Below are 19562 nucleotides of genomic sequence, written 5' to 3'. Positions count from 1 at the left end.
GAGGATTAACGGGAAAACCGTGTGAAACCTCCACCACCTCCTTTCTCCGTCGCCGGATGGTCGCAGCAACTGTCGCACACCTGGAATTCGGGCTCTTCGGATTACCTGGAATGATGAATGCGAATATCAAGGGTTCCGGACGATGTCAGAACACGAATGCGAAACGAGCCCGCCCCGAGAAGGGGAAGCGGGAGCCGCCGACGGAGTGCGGCCGTCGACGCTGCTCCGAACCACATCTGGAATGTGCAATACCCTCGAGCCCTTGTCGTCGGACCCCGGTCTCGGCCATCCGACTCGGTCCAGGTGATTTTCTTGAACTCACCTCCTGCTGTGGAACCGGCAGTCATCCGGTGAACGCATGGCCTCTCCGCCTTCGTGGGAGCAGCCAGCCCGGTGGGAACCGGCAGGGTCGACCCGACCGATCCCGCCCCGGTTCGACGGGCCTGCCGCAGGATCGGGCCCGGCTTAACATCGCTCGACATCGAGCGAAAGACCGCCGTCGCCCTTTCCACGAAATGCCACCTCTGTGCATCCCGCCGCGCGGCAAGCCAGGCCCGGGCTTTCCCGTCAGATTGAGAACCCGAATGAGCCTGATTCGCGACCTTCCCGACTGATCGGAAAACAAAAGCAAAACAGGTTGACGATGGTTACGGTAATGACAAACAAACGGCTCCACCCGGAGCATACAACGAAACGCCACAACACGAGTGCCGTAATCGATCCGGCATATGAACAGCGTGGAAATAACTTCAGAAGTGCAGATCGGAGTTGTCAGTATGGCAGCAGGATAATCAGCTCGACCCCGGATACGTGATGATTCGGTCCATCCGCGATACGTGATCGCACAAAGAGTCTCCATCCGGAATCATGGATCACTCGAACGAATTCAGGAACGATTCTTCGGCGCCTCCCTAATATATATCGAATTCAAATAGTTAATGGCGACGAGGTCGCCCCACACCTATACCTTCTATCTATGGGCTTTCATCCCTGCTTATTGCATAGGGACAAACCATTGTCAAGGCAAATTCATATTGTTTCCAGGCGCTTGTAATCATGCACAAGGCCTGATGGCAATTATGCGAAATAATTTGCCATGTTAACCCAATACTCACGGTGTCCGTTCCAACGGACGGCATTCCGGAAGGACGCCTCACAACCCTAGGCAAAATGGTCAAACGGCCGCAAGTGAACGTGTTGAATCTCGGCGTTCAGAAAGAAGCGGCTCTCCTGCACCTTTTTCTCGATCATGCCCGTGGTGAAAATGACCTTGTTCCGGGCGGCGAAGCTCCCGAGGCTCTTGACGGCGGCCAGGGCAACCAATGTGTCGAAACATATCGCCCACGCGATTTCCAGATCCTCGCGGACGACGATGAGATCGACGGCGCGATCCTGCACCCTGGGAGGCAGGTAGTCCGCCACCACTCGGACCTCCGCACTGCAAATCCTTGCGAACAGGTGGCATTGCAGCGTCCGTCGCACTGAATGATCGTTGCGAAAGGGCTTCGGTATTGCGCGCCATGCCCCTTCGAGCTCCCGTTTCCATTCCGCCAGCTGTTCCACAGGATCTTCAAGCATTTGCCCAACTCTCCACAACGCGCCGCATCCGCGCCATCCCGCGCCGACGACGCGCGGGGAAAGCGGAATCGCACCGCCGCAAAACCGCGGGACGAATGTGTGCTTGTGAGCAAAAAGCATACGGTCATCCGCAAGCGAAATCAAGTTCGATGTTCTCGAACCCGCGACAGTCCCTCTTCAACCGTGAGCGCGAAGGCATGCCGGGTTTCCCGTCCGGGAGACTGGCGCCCGGTCAAATGCCTTGACATATCGGTGCATACTCGCTATGTACCGGTGGCAAGAATTCTTGACTATCCCTTTGGTCTCGCGCCCTTTCACCGACCGGGTTCGCGAGGGTGCTTCGACCGTCTGATCCAGGCCCTGTTGGGCTGAGATCATTTTGCCGATAGTTAAGGACGAATCCATTCGAGGAATACGGTATCGATGAGCTCACACAAGGTTGCACTAATAACGGGGATTACGGGCCAGGACGGGGCATACCTGGCGGCTTTTCTGATCAGGAAGGGTTACCGCGTTCATGGAATCAAGCGTCGGGCCTCCCTTTTCAACACTCAGCGCATCGACCATCTCTACCAGGATCCTCACGAACAGGACCGACGTTTCATACTCCACTACGGCGACCTCACGGATGCCACGAATTTGCTGCGCATCATTCAGGAGGTGCAGCCCGACGAGATCTACAACCTTGCGGCCCAAAGCCACGTCAAGGTGTCTTTCGAGACTCCCGAGTACACGGCCAACGCCGACGCCATGGGAACGCTGAGACTGCTCGAGTCGATCCGCATTCTGGGTCTGGAAGCGCGGACCCGCTTCTATCAGGCGTCCACATCCGAGCTTTACGGAAAGGTGCAAGAGACTCCCCAGACGGAGCGCACCCCGTTCTATCCGAGGTCGCCCTATGCGGTGGCCAAGCTTTACGGTTACTGGATCACCGTCAATTACCGGGAGGCTTACGGCATATTCGGATGCAACGGCATCCTTTTCAATCATGAATCCCCCATCCGTGGAGAAACGTTCGTCACCCGCAAGATCACCCGATCGGCTGCCCGCATCGCTCTGGGGCTGCAGGAAAAAATCTATCTCGGCAATCTCTCCGCCCTGCGCGACTGGGGACACGCGCGGGACTTCACGAAGGCGCAGTGGCTGATCCTTCAACAGGACCAGCCGGACGACTACGTGATCGCCACGGGCGAGCAGCATTCGGTTCGCGAGTTCTGCCGGAAAGCCTTCGAAGCGGTCGGAATCGTGCTCGAATGGTCCGGTACGGGCGTCGAGGAAACGGGGAGAATCGCCGCGCTCCGAGACTCCGATCTTCTCCGGCAGGTGTCGGCGCATTGCGGCATGGCGTCTTTGCGGCCCGGCCAGACCATCGTTCATGTTGACCCGCGGTATTTTCGCCCGACGGAAGTCGAGACCCTCCTGGGTAACCCCGCCAAGGCGCGCGAGCGACTGGGGTGGACTCCGGAGGTCACTTTCGATCATCTCGTTCGAGAGATGGTCCTGTATGACTTGCGGGAAGCGGTACGCGACGCCATCTGCCAGCGCAACGGCTTCCCCAGGGCCGCCAGTTGCGAGGCGGATTTCGGTTAGCATTCGTTTGGATACCGCCATGATTCCCACTTCCAGAATATACGTCGCCGGGCACCGCGGCCTGGTGGGCTCGGCGCTCCTCAGAAGGCTGCGAGCGGCCGGCTGCGCGAATCTCATCACGCGCACGCACGCGGAATTGGACCTGGAGAGACAGGCTGACGTGGAGGCGTTCTTTGCCGGGGAACGCCCGGAATACGTTTTTCTTGCAGCCGCAAAGGTTGGGGGAATACGCGCCAACGACACCTACCCGGCCGATTTCATCCGGATCAACCTCAAGATCGAGAGCAATGTGATCGAGGCGGCCTGGCGCAACGACGTGAAAGGGTTGCTTTTCCTGGGCAGTTCCTGCATCTATCCCAAGTTCGCCGGGCAGCCCTTGAAAGAGGAATACCTGCTCACGGGCCTTCTGGAACCGACCAATGAGCCGTACGCCGTGGCCAAGATTGCGGGCATCGAGCTGTGCGAAGCGTTTAACCGCCAGTACGGCACGCGGTTTTGCAGCGTCATGCCGACCAATCTGTACGGTCCGAATGACAATTACGACCTGCTGACTTCCCACGTGCTGCCGGCTTTGATCCGCAAGTACCATCTGGGCAGACTCGCGGCACGGGGCGACTGGGATGCAATCGCCCGGGACGAGGCAAAATACGGCGCCATTCCCGTCGATTTCTTTTCCACCCTGGTGTCCATCGCCAGGTTCGGAAACAAGCCGGTGCCGCCCGTTCCCCACATGCCTCCCCCGAGGAATTCGATCCGACTTTGGGGCACGGGCACCCCGCGACGCGAGTTTCTCCATTCCGACGATCTGGCCGATGCGTGCATTCTGTTGATGAACCGCATCGAAACCCTGTTTTCCAATCCCGGGGAAGTCACTGAAGGCTCACGAGCCGCGAGGCATCTGTTCAACATAGGTTCCGGCCACGACCAGTCCATTGCCGACCTGGCCGCCATGGTGGCTTCCGTGGTGGGGTATGACGGAGAGACCGAATGGGATGCTTCGGAACCCGATGGTACTCCTCAGAAATTGTTGGACATATCGCGGTTGACAAATATGGGCTGGTACCCTAAGATGGGTCTTAGTGAGGGTGTCCGATCCGCTTATGAAGCTTATTGCAGCTGATTTCTACAGGATAGAGCCGCGTCGAGCCGGGTCTCCGCTGCGGGAGTGCGTACGGGCCGGCTGGATAGAGTGGAAGCGTGTGGCTCGTGAGCTGCCATGACTCGGAGGACCGGCTCTTGATGAAATTCCCGGACGTCACGTATTGCCTTTTTACCGAATCCGAATATGCACCGAGTGAACTTCCATGCGAATCTATTTTCCTGTTCGAGCTGTAGTCTCGGATTCCGTTTTGCACGTCTTGTACAGATGACCCCGGCTTCTGCGCGTATTAAAGGGAGCTGGGCTCATGCGTCGGGTGTGACGGATATTGCCGGATTGCTCCGACAGCCCGAATGAAGCGAAGCAATCAGAACCGAAGCGCATGTTGAACCCGGTTCGTCTTTTTGCCCGCCCGGCATGTGGAAAGGCGACTGGGAAACGGTCCTCAGCTCCCGAAGGGTTGTGACCATGATACAGCAATTGCGGAATCCGAAATTTTACTCAATGCTCATCATTGACGCATTTCTTTTCGCCGTGGCCTATTACGGAGCCTACCTGCTCCGCTTTGAATTCACTCTGCCTCCCAATCACCTGCCCCTCATCAATGCTCTCGTTCCTTGGGTCGTCGGCATGAAGCTGGGCGTTTTCTGCCTGTTCGGCCTCTACAGGGGGATGTGGCGGTTTTCGGGACTGGAGGATTTCTGGCGTCTGGGACAGGCGTCCGTTCTTTCCATGCTTCTGATTGTCGCTACGGTGGCTTACACTGACAACTTCACCGGATATCCCCGATCCGTCTTTCTTCTGGACTGCGTTTTGACGTTTCTGCTGACCGGCGGTCTGCGTGTATGCATTCGGTCCTACTATATCGCCAGGAATACGCCGCGGGGGATCCGGGCATTCTCCCTGCCCAGGCTGAATTACGTTGAGAAAGAGCGCAAGCAGATTCTCATCATCGGCGCCGGCGGGTCGGGAGAAAAGATGCTCCGCGAGATCTTCGACAATCCGCAGCTCCATTATCACGTGGTCGGGTTCCTGGACGACGATCCGGGCAAGCGGGGCCGCACGGTGCATGGGGTGCGGGTACTCGGGCCCGCGGACCATTTGTCCAGAGTCCTGGAGCAGAACAATATCGAACAGGTATTTATCTCGGTACCTTCCGCGACCGGAGCTCAGATGCGCCGGCTCATCGATATCTGCAAGGGATGCGGGATTTCCTACAAGACGCTTCCCGCCATCGGTTCGATCATGAACGGCAACGTGAGCATCAAGTCTCTGCGGGACGTCAATTACGAGGATTTGCTGCGCCGTCCTCCGGTCAGCCTGGAAACCGATGCCATCTCAGGCTACCTGACCAACCGCACGGTAATGGTGACGGGGGCGGGCGGGTCCATCGGCTCCGAACTCTGCCGCCAGGTCGCCCAGTTCAAGCCGCAGTTGCTGATCCTGGTCGATGCCAGCGAGTCCAACCTGTTCCATATGCAGATGGAATTGCAGCATGAGAGGGAATTTCGCAACTATCAGTGTATCTTGGGTCAGGTGCAGCAGCGTCTGCTGATGGAGAGCGTGTTCCGGAAGTACCGCCCGGACGTGGTGTTCCACGCCGCGGCTTACAAGCACGTCCCGATGCTGGAAAGGAATCCCTGGGAAGCCGTGTTCAACAACGTGCGCGGCAGCCAGGTAATGATGAAGCTGTCCAAGGATTACGGGGTGAAACGTTTCGTCCTGGTTTCCACCGACAAGGCGGTCCGGCCGACGAACGTGATGGGAACCAGCAAGCGCCTCACGGAGCTCATCCTGCAGTCCTTTCAGGGCAATGGGACAAAGTACATGGCCGTGCGATTCGGCAATGTGGTCGGGTCCTCGGGTTCCGTCATTCCCCTCTTCCGCCGCCAGATCGAGCAGGGAGGCCCGGTCACCGTGACTCATCCCGAGGTCACCCGGTACTTCATGACGATTCCCGAAGCGGCTCAACTCATCCTGCAGGCCGGAGCGCTCGGGGAAGGCGGAGAAATCTTCATCCTGGAAATGGGAACCCCGGTAAAGATCGCGGACATGGCACAGGACCTGATCCGGTTGTCGGGGAAGCAACCGGGCAGGGACATTGAAATCCAGTTCACCGGCCTGCGAGAGGGCGAGAAGCTTTACGAAGAGCTGATCACCCTCGATGAAGGCATCGTAAACACCAGGCACGAAAAGATCCTGGTGCTGCGCCCCAACGGAAATGGAAACGGCAACGGCCATCATGCGGGAAACCACGATGCTTTTCGGCAGTGGCTGGATCGGGAATTGGAAGAGCTTTGCGCCATTGCGCGCAAGCATGACTCATACGCCATCAAGCGCAAGCTCAAGCAACTGGTTCCGGAATACACCCCCCAGGATGCGGAGTGCGTCCTGTAAGCTCCTTCCTTTGCGAATACCATTGTTCTCAACGCCGCACCCGACCGAATATATCTATGCACAACAACAGAAAGGATTGCCTGACGCGGAGCCGAGTCGGAATCGGTTCGGGCGATCTGGCCGCGAAGGGCGGGCGCTTGTCTTCCGAGGGGGCAACTCGCTTGACTTGACTGCCTGTTCGCGATATCTAACCACAATCGCATTGCCCGGATGATTCTTGATTCAGCGGCACGCGTGTAATCGAGTTTGCGGAGCTTTGTGAGCATCTGAGTCATTGTGCTCAGGCAAAGCGAACATCATGTGCCGATGGGGGCGCCTTGCAGGCACCGTGCAGTGGAATACGGCGGGAGCTCATGATTGCTCGAATCACCCCGTGGGGGGTTGTCGCCGCGATTTTTGCGGCTCAATTCTGCGGTGCGGTGGTTGTCGCCGCGGCGTTTCAAATGGACTTCAGGGACCTCGGATTCCAGTTGCTCATCCTGTTTCTGGGGTGTGTCAGCGCCCTGGTTTTCCTGCGCCGCGACCGGGATAACCGCCCAAACGATTTCAGATGGTGGATTCCGCCCTGCCTTTATGCGCTCTTCATCTTCCTGATGTCCGACGATGCTTATCCGGACGCTCTGCCCCTGTTCGATACGAACATTTTTCATCCCATCGAGTACCTCACCTTGGCCTTTCTGCTGGGCTTCGCTTTCGATCGCGTCTTCCGGTACAGGAGCGCGGGCGGGCTGTGCCTCTTTGTCTTTTGCACGGGAGGATTCTGGGCTGTCTGTGACGAAATCCACCAGTCCTTCGTCCCGGGACGCACGCCGACCTTTGCCGACATCGCGATCGATTTCTTCGGGATCGCCGCGGGGTGCGCCGTTTACCTGGCGTTCAGGCGGCTGCCTCTGATGAAACCCGGCGCAGGCGAAAAGAGCCCCGCATGATTCCCTGTACCTGGGCAAGCCGGAGGACGTCCGTTCCGCGGAATCGCTTCCATGCCGTCCTGGAGGCGAAGAAGGCTCCGCTCCATCCGGCCTTGACGGCTGCAACCCCCTCGAAAATAAGGTTGATGACGCGTTGAGCGCCATGGAAGCCGCCACGGAAAGCCTTCGACAGTCGCCCCGGACATGGCTTGTCACGGGTGTGGCCGGGTTCATCGGTTCCAACCTGTTGGAACGCCTCCTCCAGCTTGACCAGCGAGTGGTCGGGCTGGACAATTTTTTTTCGGGGTCTCCTCGGAACCTCGCTGAAGTGAAATCGTCGGTCGGCCCAGGGAAATGGGAACGATTCACCTTTGCGGAAGGGGATGTCCGTGACCCGAAGGCCTGCCTGGAAGCCTGCCGCGGAGTGGATTACGTCCTGCACCAGGCGGGATTCTGCTCGGTGCCCGCCTCGATCGACGAACCCGCTTTGTGCAACGAGGTCAACGTCTGCGGTACGGTCAACATGCTGACGGCGGCACGCGACCTGGGGGTCGGGCGGTTTGTCTACGCATCCAGCAGTTCGGTGTATGGAGACAGCCCTGAGCTGCCCGAGAAAGAGGAGGTCATCGGCAGGCCGTTGTCCCCTTATTCCGTCACCAAGCGGACCGGCGAGCTCTATGCCGCGGCTTTTGCCGCGACCTGCGGGCTTGAAGCCGTCGGGCTGCGCTATTTCAACGTATTCGGTCCGCGGCAGGCTGCCGGCGGAGCCTATGGAGCCGTCATTCCGGCATGGATTTCGGCAATGATCCGCGGGGAGGCCTGCTTCATCAACGGAACAGGCGAAACGAGCCGCGATTTTTGTTACGTGGAAAACGCCGTCCAGGCCAACCTGCTTGCCGCGACCACAGGCAACGCCCAAGCCGTAAACCAAGTCTACAACGTCGCCTTCGGCGAGAGTACAAGCCTGAATGAGCTTTTTCAGATGCTTCTTGACAGACTGTCTCCGCACAATGCTCGTCTCGAGGACTATCGCCCGGTCCACCGGGATTTTCGCCCGGGCGACATCATGCACTCCGTTGCCGACATCGGCAGGGCTCGCGAGCTGCTGGGCTACGAGCCCACTCACGACGTTGCGGCCGGCCTGGACGCGGCGCTGGAATGGTACACGAGAAATCTCCCGTGACCGATTTTTTGTGTTGTTGCGTGCGCGGGATTCGTGGATACTTGGCGCCGAGCCCCGCAAGGGCTTCGACATTTACTCGTTCCGAACCGCAACGGTTCCCTCATTTCCGCAAACCACCATCGGCCGGCGGGTCACAGCGAAGCATGAGCACCGATCATCCCTGCGAACCCTGATGGGCCGGCGGATCGCAACGAACCGTGAAGACGGGCCGGAGCATTTTCACGGGAAAGCGGGAATTCGGAAAGACAGTCCGGCCCCCCGGTTTTCGCCGGGATGAGAATCGCATTTTCTCTCGGGAGCGGGAAATCCTCGGATACTCCCCGGTCCCCGGTTTTCATCGAGGTGAAGGTTCCCTTTTTACAGACAGCCCTCGGTCCCGGGTTCGTCCATGAGAATCGCGATGTCGAAAGGCTGACGTCGAAGTCTCGCATGGGCATGAATCCAAGGTACGAGGGGCCGTCTTCCAACCGCCGAAAAAGGTCGTCACATGCAAAAATCGAATCCACCCAAAGCTTCGGACACATCCGCTTCCTCCGCGGGGCCCGTTGAACCCGCCTGCTCGACCTGTCCCGCAGGGGAAGCGTTCGCCCTGCCCTCTCCCGAAGACTACGAAACCGAGCTCGAGCGCCTGCGGAAGCTGGCGCGCGAACAACGTCTCATGGGACGCGAGATCGTCGTGGTGATGGGCGTGGGGTTCGTGGGGGCCGTTATGGCCGGCGTTATCGCCGACTCAACGGATCCGCGAACGGGAGGCCCCACCCGGTTCGTCATCGGGATGCAGCGCCCGTCCCCCCGCTCCTTCTGGAAGATTCCGTACCTCAACCGCGGGATTGCGCCGGTTCAGGCGGAGGACCCCGAGGTTGCGCCGCTCATCGCGCGTTGCGTCAACGAGAAGCACACCCTCACGGCGACGTTCACCTACGATGCGCTGACCCTGGCGGATGTGGTCGTGGTGGACGTTCAGTGCGACTATCATAAGGAGACCCTCGGGGATGTGCGCCAGGGGCATGCCGACATCGTCGCGCTGGAAGACAGCCTCAAGGTCATCGGCGACAAGATCCCGCCGGAGTGCCTGGTGCTTATCGAGACCACGGTCCCGCCCGGGGCGACGGAATATGTGGCCTACCCCATCATCAAGAAAGCGTTCGCGCGGCGCGGGGTGCAATCGGAGCCGCTCATCGCGCATTCCTTCGAGCGGGTCATGCCGGGGCGCAACTACGTGGCTTCCATCCGCGATTTCTGGCGCGTGTGCAGCGGCATCAACGAGGAATCCCGGCGCAGGGTTCAGGAGTTCCTGTCCGGCGTGCTCAACGTCGCCGAATTTCCCCTGACCGTGCTGGACCGGCCCCTGGAAAGCGAGACCTGCAAGATCATCGAGAATTCCTACCGGGCCACGATTTTGGCCTTTCTTCATGAATGGAGCCTGTTTGCGGAGCGCAACGGCGTCGACCTCATCAAGGTGATCGAAGCCATCAAGGTACGGCCGACCCATTCGAACATGATCTTTCCCGGGCCCGGAATCGGCGGCTACTGCCTGCCCAAGGACGGGGGGCTGGGGGTCTGGGCTTACCAGACGCTGATGGGCTTTGAGGACGACATTTTCAAGATCACGCCGCAGGCCATCGACATCAACGACACACGGGCCCTTCACGTGGCGCAGCTGGTGCGTGACGGGCTCCGCAACATGGGCCGGATCGTCGCCGCGTCCAAGATAGCGCTGCTCGGGGCGTCGTACCGGGAGGACGTGGGAGACACCCGGTACAGCGGTTCGGAGCTGATCGTCCGCAAGCTCACCGAAATGGGGGCCGACGTGGCCGTTCACGACCCGTACGTGCGCCACTGGTGGGAATTCGAGAAGCAGGACACCTACCCCTCACCGGGGCATTCGCGGTCGAGGTTCTTCCGGAACCAGGAAAGGCTCTCGGAGCTCAGAGTCGACGACGACCTTGCCGAGACCCTCAAGGAAGCCGACGCGGTGGTCCTGGCCGTGCGCCATAAGCCTTACGAATCCCTGACGCCGGAACAGGTCGTCGAGATGACGGGGCGTCCCGTGGCCGTGGTGGACTGTTTCGGCATGCTCAACGATGCGAAGATCCGCCGCTTCTTCGAGCTCCGGTGCGAGGTGAAGGGGCTCGGGCGGGGGCACATTCAGCGCATCAAGGAAGAAGTGAGGGGGACGCGCTGAGACCATGGCCCTGCATGGCCCATGAGAATTGCGAATGTGTAATGCTCGCCGTCAGGGAGACATCCACGGGAGAAGGTGCTGTCCGCGCGCGGCCTTTGCGGATGAATGGGGAGCGGGGGTGTGAGCCGGGACACTCAGTTTGATCTCGTCATAGAACCGGGCCGCATCGAAAGGAATTACTTCCGCGATCTGTGGCGGTACCGGGAGTTGTTCGGTTTCCTTGCGTGGCGCGACATCCTGGTGCGCTACAAACAGACCGTCTTCGGGGTGCTGTGGGCGGTGCTCCGGCCTTTTCTGACCATGGTGGTGTTCACGGTCGTGTTCGGCAAGCTGGCCGGGCTTCCCTCGGAAGGGGTTCCGTATCCCATCCTCGTGTATGCCGCCATGTTGCCCTGGCAGTTCGCCTCCACGGCTTTCGGCGAGGCGAGCAACAGCCTGGTTGCCAACGCCGGCCTGTTGACCAAGATCTACTTCCCGCGGCTGATCGTGCCCGCGAGCGCGGTGATCGTTGCGTTCGTGGACTTCCTGGTGGCCTTCGTCATCCTGATCCTGCTGATGATCGGGTACGGGTTCGCCCCTTCCTGGACCATCGTGACGCTGCCGCTCTTCATCCTGCTCGCCTTTTTGACGGCCATGGGAGCGGGCCTGTTTATCGCCGCGCTGAACGTCAGGTACCGGGATTTCCGGCACGTGGTGCCGTTCATGGTCCAGTTCGGCCTCTTCATCTCGCCGGTCGGTTTCTCCAGCAGCGTGGTGCCGGAGCAGTGGCGCCTGGTGTATTCCCTGAACCCCATGGTGGGGGTCATCGACGGCTTCAGGTGGGCCATCCTCGGCAATGCGCGGCTCTATTGGCCGGGCTTCGTCATCTCGACGAGCCTGTCCCTGTTGTTGCTCTTCATTGGACTCCGGTATTTCAGACAAACGGAGCGGACGTTCGCGGACGTGATCTGATCCGGTCGTCCGCATGCCGATCAGCCATGAGTGACGTCGTCATATCGGTAGAAGGTCTCGGGAAGAAATACCGGATCCGCCATGCGCGGGTGGGGCGATACCGGACGTTCCGCGAGGCTCTGGCTCAGGGAGCGGGCAGGCCTTTCCGGGCATTGCGCAGGGCGCTGGGCGCGCGGTCATTGGGCGGGGAAACGCCCGCCGGCGGCGGCGAACGCCCCTCTTCGGAGGATTTTTGGGCCTTGGAGGACGTCGGCTTCGAGGTGCGTCGGGGCGACGTCGTGGGCATCATCGGCCGCAACGGGGCGGGCAAGAGCACGCTGCTCAAGATTCTGAGCCGCATCACCGAACCGACGGCGGGCCGCGTGCGACTGCGGGGGCGCGTGGGGAGCCTGCTCGAAGTCGGCACGGGATTTCACCCGGAACTGAGCGGCCGTGAAAACATCTTCATGAACGGGGCGATCCTCGGCATGACCAGGGCCGAGATCACCCGCAAGTTCGATGAAATCGTGGCTTTCGCCGAGATCGAGAAGTTCCTGGACACCCCGGTCAAACGTTATTCGAGCGGCATGTACGTCCGTCTTGCCTTCGCCGTGGCCGCGCACCTCGACCCCGAGATCCTGCTGGTGGACGAGGTGCTCGCGGTGGGGGACGTCCAGTTCCAGCAGAAATGCCTGGGCAAGATGAGCGAAGTGAGCCGGAGAGGCCGGACGGTGTTGTTCGTGAGCCATAACATGGCGGCGGTGAACGCGTTGTGCGCGAGGGGGATACTCCTGTCGCGCGGCCGCGTCGCCGAGGACGGGCCGGTGTCCGGGGTCGTGGCGGCTTACCTGGCCGATTCCGTCAAGGATCGCGTGAACCTGGAGACGGGCCCCTTGAAGTGGGTGGCCGCCAGGCAGACGATGACGGGTCTGGAGATCTCCGCGGAATACGCCTTCGACCGGCCGGTATCTCTCCCGTGCCTGGGATTCGTCATCAGCGACCATTACGGAAACCCCATCTTCGGTTGCAACCCGAAGATGTCCCACATTCACAGCCTGGAAAACCCCGTCTCGGCGGGCAGCGTCACGGCCAGCATCCGCTCCCCCGAGTTGCGCAACGGGACCTACAGAATGTCCATATGGTTCGGCGACGGCAAGGTCAACTCGGTGGTGATCAGGGACTGCCTGACGTTCGACGTTACGAACCTGGCGGAAACCGGTAATCACAGCGCGGCCGTCAACGGCCCGGTCATCGCCCGCTGCGAGTGGGACTTCAGCGGGTGAGGCGTTTCCGGGCGGGTCGGACCACTTAGCGGTTTCGATGAGGTCTTTCCGGTGTCACCGCCCATCCATCGGTCTCGCCGGAAAAGACTCTGCTCTGATTTCATTTTTGCCCGTTGGTGCCGATGATGCGGCATGCACCGAAAGGAAATGGGGGCTCTGAACTTTTCCATCGTAATCCCCACGTACAATCGTGCCGGACTGCTGGATCGCACGCTCTTCAGCGTGAGCCGGTTGAGGGTCCCAACCGGGGCAGAGGTCGAGTTGGTCGTTGTGAACAACAATTCCACGGATAACACTTCCGCGGTCGTCGGCCGCCATGCCGATGACTTCCCCTTCCCGGTCCGGGAAGTCATCGAGACGAAACAGGGCCTCAACCATGCACGCAACCGCGGAATCGTCGAGGGACGTCACGAGATGCTCGTCTTCCTCGACGACGACGTGAAGGTCAACCCCGAATGGCTGGCAGGATGCCGTGAGGCCGCCGAATCCAACGGGGCCGACTACGTGGTCGGCCCGGTATTTCCGGATTACGTCGACGGCAAGCCCTCCCATGTGACGCCGCGGATCGAGAGGTGGGTGGACTCGTGGTACAGTCGGCGAGGAGACGTCCCGTTTCGATTCGAGGCAGCGGGCGGAGCCTTCCTGCCGGGGTGCAACTTTGCGGTCCGCAAGTCTGTGGCGGAAGAGATCGGAGGATTCAGACCGGATCTCGACCGATGCGGCAAGGAAATGCTTGCGGGAGGGGACACCGAATTCGGATATCGGCTGGTGGAATCCGGTAAGCAGGGCTGGTATGAACCGCGCTGTTCCATCCGGCACGCCGTTACCCTCGACAAGCTCGGCAAGCCCGCCTTGCGGCGGAGGGTCGCCGGGCTCGGACGCACCTGGGCGGTGATGGAAATCGTGCGGTCGGGACCCCGCCCGATCCGCATACGCGAGTGGTGCGGCGGACTGAAACCGGTGGCATTTTGCCTGGCATGCGCAGTGAGCGGGGACCTGAACCGGGCCTTCGAGCTCGAGCTGGACGCCAGGTTCGCTTGGCATTTTTTTCTGAGACGCAACCGAAACTGATGCTGCAAACAGTTCAGTTGCGGGGTTATCGGCAGCTCCATCCAATGCGCCGTCCGGGTTTCGCGAATGCGGCACTTCATGCTGCGACGCATCCGAAAGGCCATGTTCTATCCACCAAGTCCGCCACGCACGGAATTTCTCGTTCACGAATCGAAACGATATCACCCCCACGCGGGGAAGAAATCGCTTGTCCTGCTGCTTGAACAGATCAGCGACTACGAGCCGAACCGGCATCGGCCCTCATCCAATTGATCCATTCGCTCACGGCACCCGTTGGTCGAGCGGTGAATCCTGCCGAGGCCCCGGTCCGGTGGCCGGACCGTCTCGCGGACGGTCTTTCCGCAGCGGAATTGCAGCCATCCGGACACGCAATGACCCTCCGTTATGAATGATCGTATTTCCGATATTGACCTGCTTCCTCCATGTCAGGTCCTTCGCGAAATGTTCGCGACAAGAACCGTTCTGATGCCTGACGGATCGCGCAAGCCGCTGACCGCCAACATCAGCGCGAAAGGGTGCGCCGCCCTGTACAGAATGGTTCTGGCCCTCAGGCCGGTCCTCGTCGTGGAAATCGGCATGGCGCATGGAGTATCCACACTGAGCATTCTCGCGGGGCTGATGCAAACCGGGGGGCGGCTGATCTCCATCGACCCATACACCGACTGGGAATCGGGGAAGCTCGCGGCACTGCACGGCGTATGCAGGGCAGGCTTTACCGGTAATCACAGACACCTGCAACTGCGAAGTTATGAGGCGCTCCCCCGGCTGCTGCTCGAAGAAACCAGCGTGGACCTGGGGTACATAGACGGATGCCATGATTTCGACCACGCATTCATCGATTTCTTTTTCCTGGACCGTATGATTCCGTTCGGCGGCGTTCTGGGGTTCAACGACGCCGGGTGGCCAGCCGTGTTCAAGGTTATTCAGTACCTTCGCAAACATCGCGAATATGAAGAGCTGGACGTGGGCTTGAAACCGGACTACAGCGCGAGGAACGCTTTCCTGGGCGTTGCAAGAAGAATCTTGAACATGCCCCGCCAGGACCGGTACTTCTGCAAGACGGGAGATACAAAATAGCCCGCCATTGTCGGGGGCTTCCGAGACTCTTGTTTCGGCTGCATCAGCCCTGAGAAACTCCGTCGAACGTGTGAATCGGTTTCCTACCGGGTGAACTGAATGAAGGTGCATTTCTCGTGTCCGATCTGCGGAGCCGACCGATGGGAGCCTTTGGCGAAAAGGCGCTACAAACGTTCAGACGCGGTGGGAACGAACACCCCCTATCTATCGACTCGACTCCGGATTCTGTTTGAGTTGTGGTTGCCGGGACGGTGCGACGTTTCTCTCACGGTTCAAGGATGCCGGGAGTGCGGGTTCGTCTGCTATTCCCCGAGACCGGAGGTCGCGGACACGGAGGCGAAGTACCGGTTTTTGAGCGGTATCGAAAAGATCGGCTCCGGCGACATCCCCGCGGACAGCACGTATGAGCTGCGACGTGCCGGGCGGCTTTTCAGATGCGTGGATCGTATGTATCCCATCACCCTCGGGCTGAAAGTGCTGGATTACGGAGGGGGTGACGGGCGACTTCTGCGGTATATCGCGGACCGTGGAGCACAGTGTTTCATCGTCGACTACAACGACTCCCCATGTCCCTGGGTGACCAGGCTCGGGGCGACGGTGCAGGACATGTCATGCAACGATGCCCGGTTTGATCTGGTGATTCTTTCACACGTCCTGGAGCACGTGGCGGATCCGGTGAGCCTTCTCAAGAGCCTCGGCAAGATGTTGGCGCCGGAAGGAATGTTGTATTGCGAGGTTCCAATGGAGCTGTGGCGAAGACTGCCTCAATTGGACGAGCCTGTCACTCACTTGAATTTCTTCACCCCGGGATCGTTGGCTTCGACCATGAGGACTGCCGGGTATCGGGTGTTGAAGTGGAGTTGCCAGGAATACTGGGCGACCCCACCGAATCACTTGGGACTTGCGCTTCAATGCTTTTGTCGATCTTCGGAAACCCTGCCGGAAGGACATCCACGATCGGATCTCGATGAATGGCTACGGCCATCAATCTGCAAACGAGCCGCAATCCGATGGATGACATCGTTGAACAAAATCATCCGGTCGTTGCAGGATGACCTCGAGTCAACAAAATGATCTGTCTTCAGCGCGGCATATACTGTCTGCGTCTTTCGGACAAACCGGCAAAGCCTGCGTTGCTCATCCACCCAGAACGGTTGGATGACGAGACCGGAACGCTTCCGCGCAGTCCTGAAACCTGCCCCGCCAGGAGTACCCGGAGCATGCTTTGGGCATGGGGCAGAACAAAGACTCCGCGAGAATCAGACCCTCGTGGAAAAGCTGATTGGATTGGGTTGAAAGGGCTCGGCTTATGAGATTCCCTGAGTCTTCATCATTTCAGGGGAAGTTGCTGCGATGGATAAAGGGCTCGATGGGCAAAGCTTTTCGAATCGCCGTCAACAATCCCCTGCTCAATTCGGCCGCTGCATGGTGTGGTGCTGATCCACTGCTTTGCCGGCTCCACCATCAGTGGGTGGGCCGCAACTTCAATCCGGCCAAGTCGCTTCAGGAAAACGTGGGCTTTTCGCACCGTGAGGATGTTGAAGCTGCCCTGAGCAAAGTGCATGGTACACTTTGGTCGTTTGCTTGCGGGAATCTTGAGGAGGGCGCTTCGATTCTCGACCTAGGCAGTGGGACAGGCTTGATCGCCAAGCGCATGTCAAGCCGCTTCAAGATTGTCGGGATCGACATTTCGGAAGAATTGACCAGGGTAGCTCGGAAAGAAAACCCCCAATGCGAATTCCACGTGGGAGATTTCCTGAGTTTCGAGTGCGGGTCCGACTTCGCACTGATATACAGCATAGGCGTCCTGATGTATTTCCCACCAAGCCGGCTGAGACTTTTCTTTGAGAGAGCCCATGAAGTCCTCCGCCCTGGCGGATATCTGTTCCTTCAATACTCGCACGCTCTGAAGCGGAGCGACCTTTGGTTTCCCGATATCAGCAGCATCAAGTATTCACCGGCCATTGTGGAGCGGTGCGCTGCGGAATTCTTCAAGATCGAGGCCCATCACCACAGCTTTTTCGAGGAAAAGATCGTCCAGGACTACGACAGGGATCCTTTCCCCATGGACTCCTTTGTCAACGGCTACCTTTTGATTGCGCGAAGGCCCTGATTCCGCAAGAAAACCGTGCGTAATCGAATCCCCCGGCATCCTGGCCGATTCCGAGTGGAACAAGATTGAGTAATGTGGTGCCCAACGAATCATGACAATAGTCCTTGCGCGCTACGGTGACCCTGATGCCAAGAAGCTTCTTGCGGGCATTGACGAGAGGTATCCTTTTCCTTTTCTCGAATCCTACCACAACTACTTGCGCGATTGCCGAAGGGGCGACCCTGTTTTGGCTTTCTCCGAAGATGGCTTCTCATGCATTCCTTTAAGGATGTTCCGGATTCGCGTCTTCCGTTTCGCCGAATTGATGTTCCCCCCTGTGCACGACGGAGAGACTTTGGACGCGGAGAAAGAAGCGGATTTCATATCGACTCTGGTGACCTCACTCACAAGGTTGAAATGCTGTGACAGGCTTATTCAGCCGCCTCCGCACTGCCTGTTTCGCTCTGTCCCGAAAGGCGCGACTGCCTGTGGTTTCGGAAGTTATGTTCTACAATTGGAAGGGAGATCCGAGGACGACTTATTCGCCGGCTTGCACAGCGATCATCGTCGCAAAATTCGCTTGGCTGCGAAAGCGAGATTGCACGTTGATTTCGGCTTCCACCGTGTTAACGACTTTTACGCGCTCTACTCGCGGACAATGCAGCGTTCGAACATGCCTCACGTGAGTTTCAGCGAATGCGCTCGGTTCCATGAACGATTGGCCTCCTCCAATAACGTTTTGTGTGGCATGGTGTACCATGGCGAATCTCCACTTGGAGGGCTTCTGATTCCCTACACCCGACAGGGTGCATACTATTTGTACGGCGCCTCTGCTGAGGAGGTGACCGTGGCGGGAGCGATCAAGCTGCTTCATTGGGAGACAATTCGGCTACTCATGCATCATGGAGTGAAACGATACAACTTCGTTGGAACCCGGTTGAGCGACGTTTGCGGTTCAAAGCTTGAGCACATCCAACGCTTCAAGTCCCGTTTCGGCGGTGTCCTGGAAACCGGGTACCTTTGGAAAATGGACCTCCTCAGGCAACGGGCACGGATTTTCGACTTTTTGGTCGGGCTGCGGAAGAAGACCAGCTGGAATAAGCATGCAACAGCGAGGGACATTATCGATCAAGAACGGCTGAAGTCAGAAACCAAGACCGCCGCCCCTCATACCCTCTCCCCGACACAGCGAAACCGAGCTCTATGAGATATCCTCTGATCAGCATCGTAATTCCTTGTTTCAATTGCGCTGATTTTGTTGGGCAAGCGATTCAAAGCGCACTGTCGCAGACTTACACCAACAGGGAAATCATTGTGATCGATGACGGGTCCGAGGATGAGAGCCTTCGAGTCATTCAGTCTTTCCGGAATGAGATTCAGTGGCAGAGTGGCGAGAATCGCGGCGCATGTGCAGCACGAAACGCTGGTTTGGAGCTTGCTCGTGGCGAGTTCGTGCAGTTTCTCGATGCCGATGACGCTCTTTTTCCCGATAAGCTTGCCAGGACTGTGCCGGTGGCTGTGAGAGAGCGGGTGGACTCAGTGGTCTGCGATGTCCATGTCGTGGGTCTCACCGGAAAAACTCAGGTATGGAGACCGACCTGTGATGCCGACCCAGTGGCAGCGGCTCTTGGCATGGAGGTGGGGCCGGCGGGCCACTTGCTTCGCACCGGATTGGTTCGGGACACAGGTGGCTTCCGTGAGGAGTTGCCATGCGCGCAAGAGCGGGATCTTCACCTCCGGTTCGCCTGTGCCGGAGGGACATTGGCGTATGTGCCTGAAGTACTCGCCAGACTGCTTAAGAGACCGAGGAGTTTGTCCTCTAACACGATCAGAGTGCTCGACCAGTATGCTCGTATCCTGCAGCCGGCCTTTGAGCATCTCGAGTTGGCGGGCAAGCTCAATGACCATCGGAGGCGAGCCTTTGCCGGATTCATGGCGCGCGCAGGACGCTCGTACCTAGCCTTCGGAGAGAGAAGCAAGGCTAACATCTATTTTAATATCGCCCGGCGGTTTCATCACCACGGTGGGGTTGACGAAGCTTATGGAAAACTCGGCGGCAGCATCTGCCGAATCGTGGGCCCATTCTGGACCGACCGTCTCATCAGGATCAGGCGACGGACAACAACACTCCTGATCTCCCCAAACGGCTAGGCATGATGGCGGGGCTCG

General features: G+C 59.0%; 15 protein-coding genes. 14 read left to right on the top strand and 1 reads right to left on the bottom strand.

Annotated features, from left to right (window positions below):
* Positions 1 to 1161: 1161 nt before the first annotated feature.
* The gene (locus SFUM_RS17365) at positions 1162 to 1578 is read right to left on the bottom strand and encodes a hypothetical protein (RefSeq protein WP_011700161.1); all 417 of its coding nucleotides are present in this window, start codon (positions 1576 to 1578) and stop codon (positions 1162 to 1164) included.
* Between the two features lie 423 nt (positions 1579 to 2001).
* Between SFUM_RS17365 and gmd the strand changes: the two genes are divergently transcribed.
* The 14 genes from gmd to SFUM_RS22050 all read left to right on the top strand — a co-directional run bounded on the left by gmd (position 2002) and on the right by SFUM_RS22050 (position 19544).
* Positions 2002 to 3168 carry a GDP-mannose 4,6-dehydratase gene (gene gmd, locus SFUM_RS17360; RefSeq protein WP_011700160.1) on the top strand — a complete coding sequence of 389 codons (1167 nt, stop codon included), beginning with the start codon at positions 2002 to 2004 and terminating at the stop codon, positions 3166 to 3168.
* A 19-nt stretch (positions 3169 to 3187) separates the two neighbouring features.
* Positions 3188 to 4288 carry a GDP-L-fucose synthase family protein gene (locus tag SFUM_RS17355; protein ID WP_011700159.1) on the top strand — a complete coding sequence of 367 codons (1101 nt, stop codon included), beginning with the start codon at positions 3188 to 3190 and terminating at the stop codon, positions 4286 to 4288.
* A gap of 447 nt (positions 4289 to 4735) precedes the next feature.
* The gene (locus SFUM_RS17350; protein ID WP_011700158.1) at positions 4736 to 6664 is read left to right on the top strand and encodes a polysaccharide biosynthesis protein; all 1929 of its coding nucleotides are present in this window, start codon (positions 4736 to 4738) and stop codon (positions 6662 to 6664) included.
* 353 nt (positions 6665 to 7017) lie between these two features.
* Positions 7018 to 7593, top strand: a complete 576-nt coding sequence (locus tag SFUM_RS17345; protein WP_041440861.1) for a VanZ family protein — start codon at positions 7018 to 7020, stop codon at positions 7591 to 7593.
* Positions 7594 to 7726: 133 nt separating this feature from the next.
* Entirely contained in the window at positions 7727 to 8755 is a 1029-nt protein-coding gene (locus SFUM_RS17340) for an SDR family oxidoreductase (protein ID WP_011700156.1), read from the top strand.
* Positions 8756 to 9242: 487 nt separating this feature from the next.
* Complete coding sequence (locus tag SFUM_RS17330; RefSeq protein ID WP_011700154.1) at positions 9243 to 10940, top strand: nucleotide sugar dehydrogenase; 1698 nt, start codon at positions 9243 to 9245, stop codon at positions 10938 to 10940.
* A 120-nt stretch (positions 10941 to 11060) separates the two neighbouring features.
* Positions 11061 to 11891, top strand: coding sequence for an ABC transporter permease (locus tag SFUM_RS17325; RefSeq protein ID WP_011700153.1), 831 nt, complete (start codon positions 11061 to 11063; stop codon positions 11889 to 11891).
* Between the two features lie 26 nt (positions 11892 to 11917).
* On the top strand, positions 11918 to 13153 hold the full coding sequence (locus SFUM_RS17320; RefSeq protein WP_011700152.1) for an ABC transporter ATP-binding protein: 1236 nt from the start codon (positions 11918 to 11920) through the stop codon (positions 13151 to 13153).
* A 132-nt stretch (positions 13154 to 13285) separates the two neighbouring features.
* Positions 13286 to 14224 (top strand): glycosyltransferase, encoded by a 939-nt coding sequence (locus SFUM_RS17315; RefSeq protein WP_011700151.1) that lies wholly within the window; start codon positions 13286 to 13288, stop codon positions 14222 to 14224.
* Positions 14225 to 14689: 465 nt separating this feature from the next.
* Positions 14690 to 15301 carry a class I SAM-dependent methyltransferase gene (locus SFUM_RS17310; RefSeq protein ID WP_167321371.1) on the top strand — a complete coding sequence of 204 codons (612 nt, stop codon included), beginning with the start codon at positions 14690 to 14692 and terminating at the stop codon, positions 15299 to 15301.
* Positions 15302 to 15400: 99 nt separating this feature from the next.
* The gene (locus SFUM_RS17305) at positions 15401 to 16375 is read left to right on the top strand and encodes a class I SAM-dependent methyltransferase (RefSeq protein ID WP_011700149.1); all 975 of its coding nucleotides are present in this window, start codon (positions 15401 to 15403) and stop codon (positions 16373 to 16375) included.
* Positions 16376 to 16670: 295 nt separating this feature from the next.
* Positions 16671 to 17414 (top strand): class I SAM-dependent methyltransferase, encoded by a 744-nt coding sequence (locus tag SFUM_RS22055; protein ID WP_049766415.1) that lies wholly within the window; start codon positions 16671 to 16673, stop codon positions 17412 to 17414.
* A 91-nt stretch (positions 17415 to 17505) separates the two neighbouring features.
* The gene (locus SFUM_RS17295) at positions 17506 to 18600 is read left to right on the top strand and encodes a peptidoglycan bridge formation glycyltransferase FemA/FemB family protein (RefSeq protein WP_011700147.1); all 1095 of its coding nucleotides are present in this window, start codon (positions 17506 to 17508) and stop codon (positions 18598 to 18600) included.
* Positions 18597 to 19544: a glycosyltransferase family 2 protein gene (locus tag SFUM_RS22050; RefSeq protein WP_011700146.1), complete on the top strand. Its 948-nt coding sequence runs from the start codon at positions 18597 to 18599 to the stop codon at positions 19542 to 19544. Before SFUM_RS17295 ends, SFUM_RS22050 begins: the two co-directional genes overlap by 4 nt.
* The last annotated feature ends 18 nt before the right edge of the window (positions 19545 to 19562 follow it).

Source organism: Syntrophobacter fumaroxidans MPOB (assembly GCF_000014965.1).
Lineage (GTDB): Bacteria > Desulfobacterota > Syntrophobacteria > Syntrophobacterales > Syntrophobacteraceae > Syntrophobacter > Syntrophobacter fumaroxidans.
Note: the sequence above shows the minus strand (reverse complement) of the source record. Positions and strands in the feature narration are given on the sequence as shown.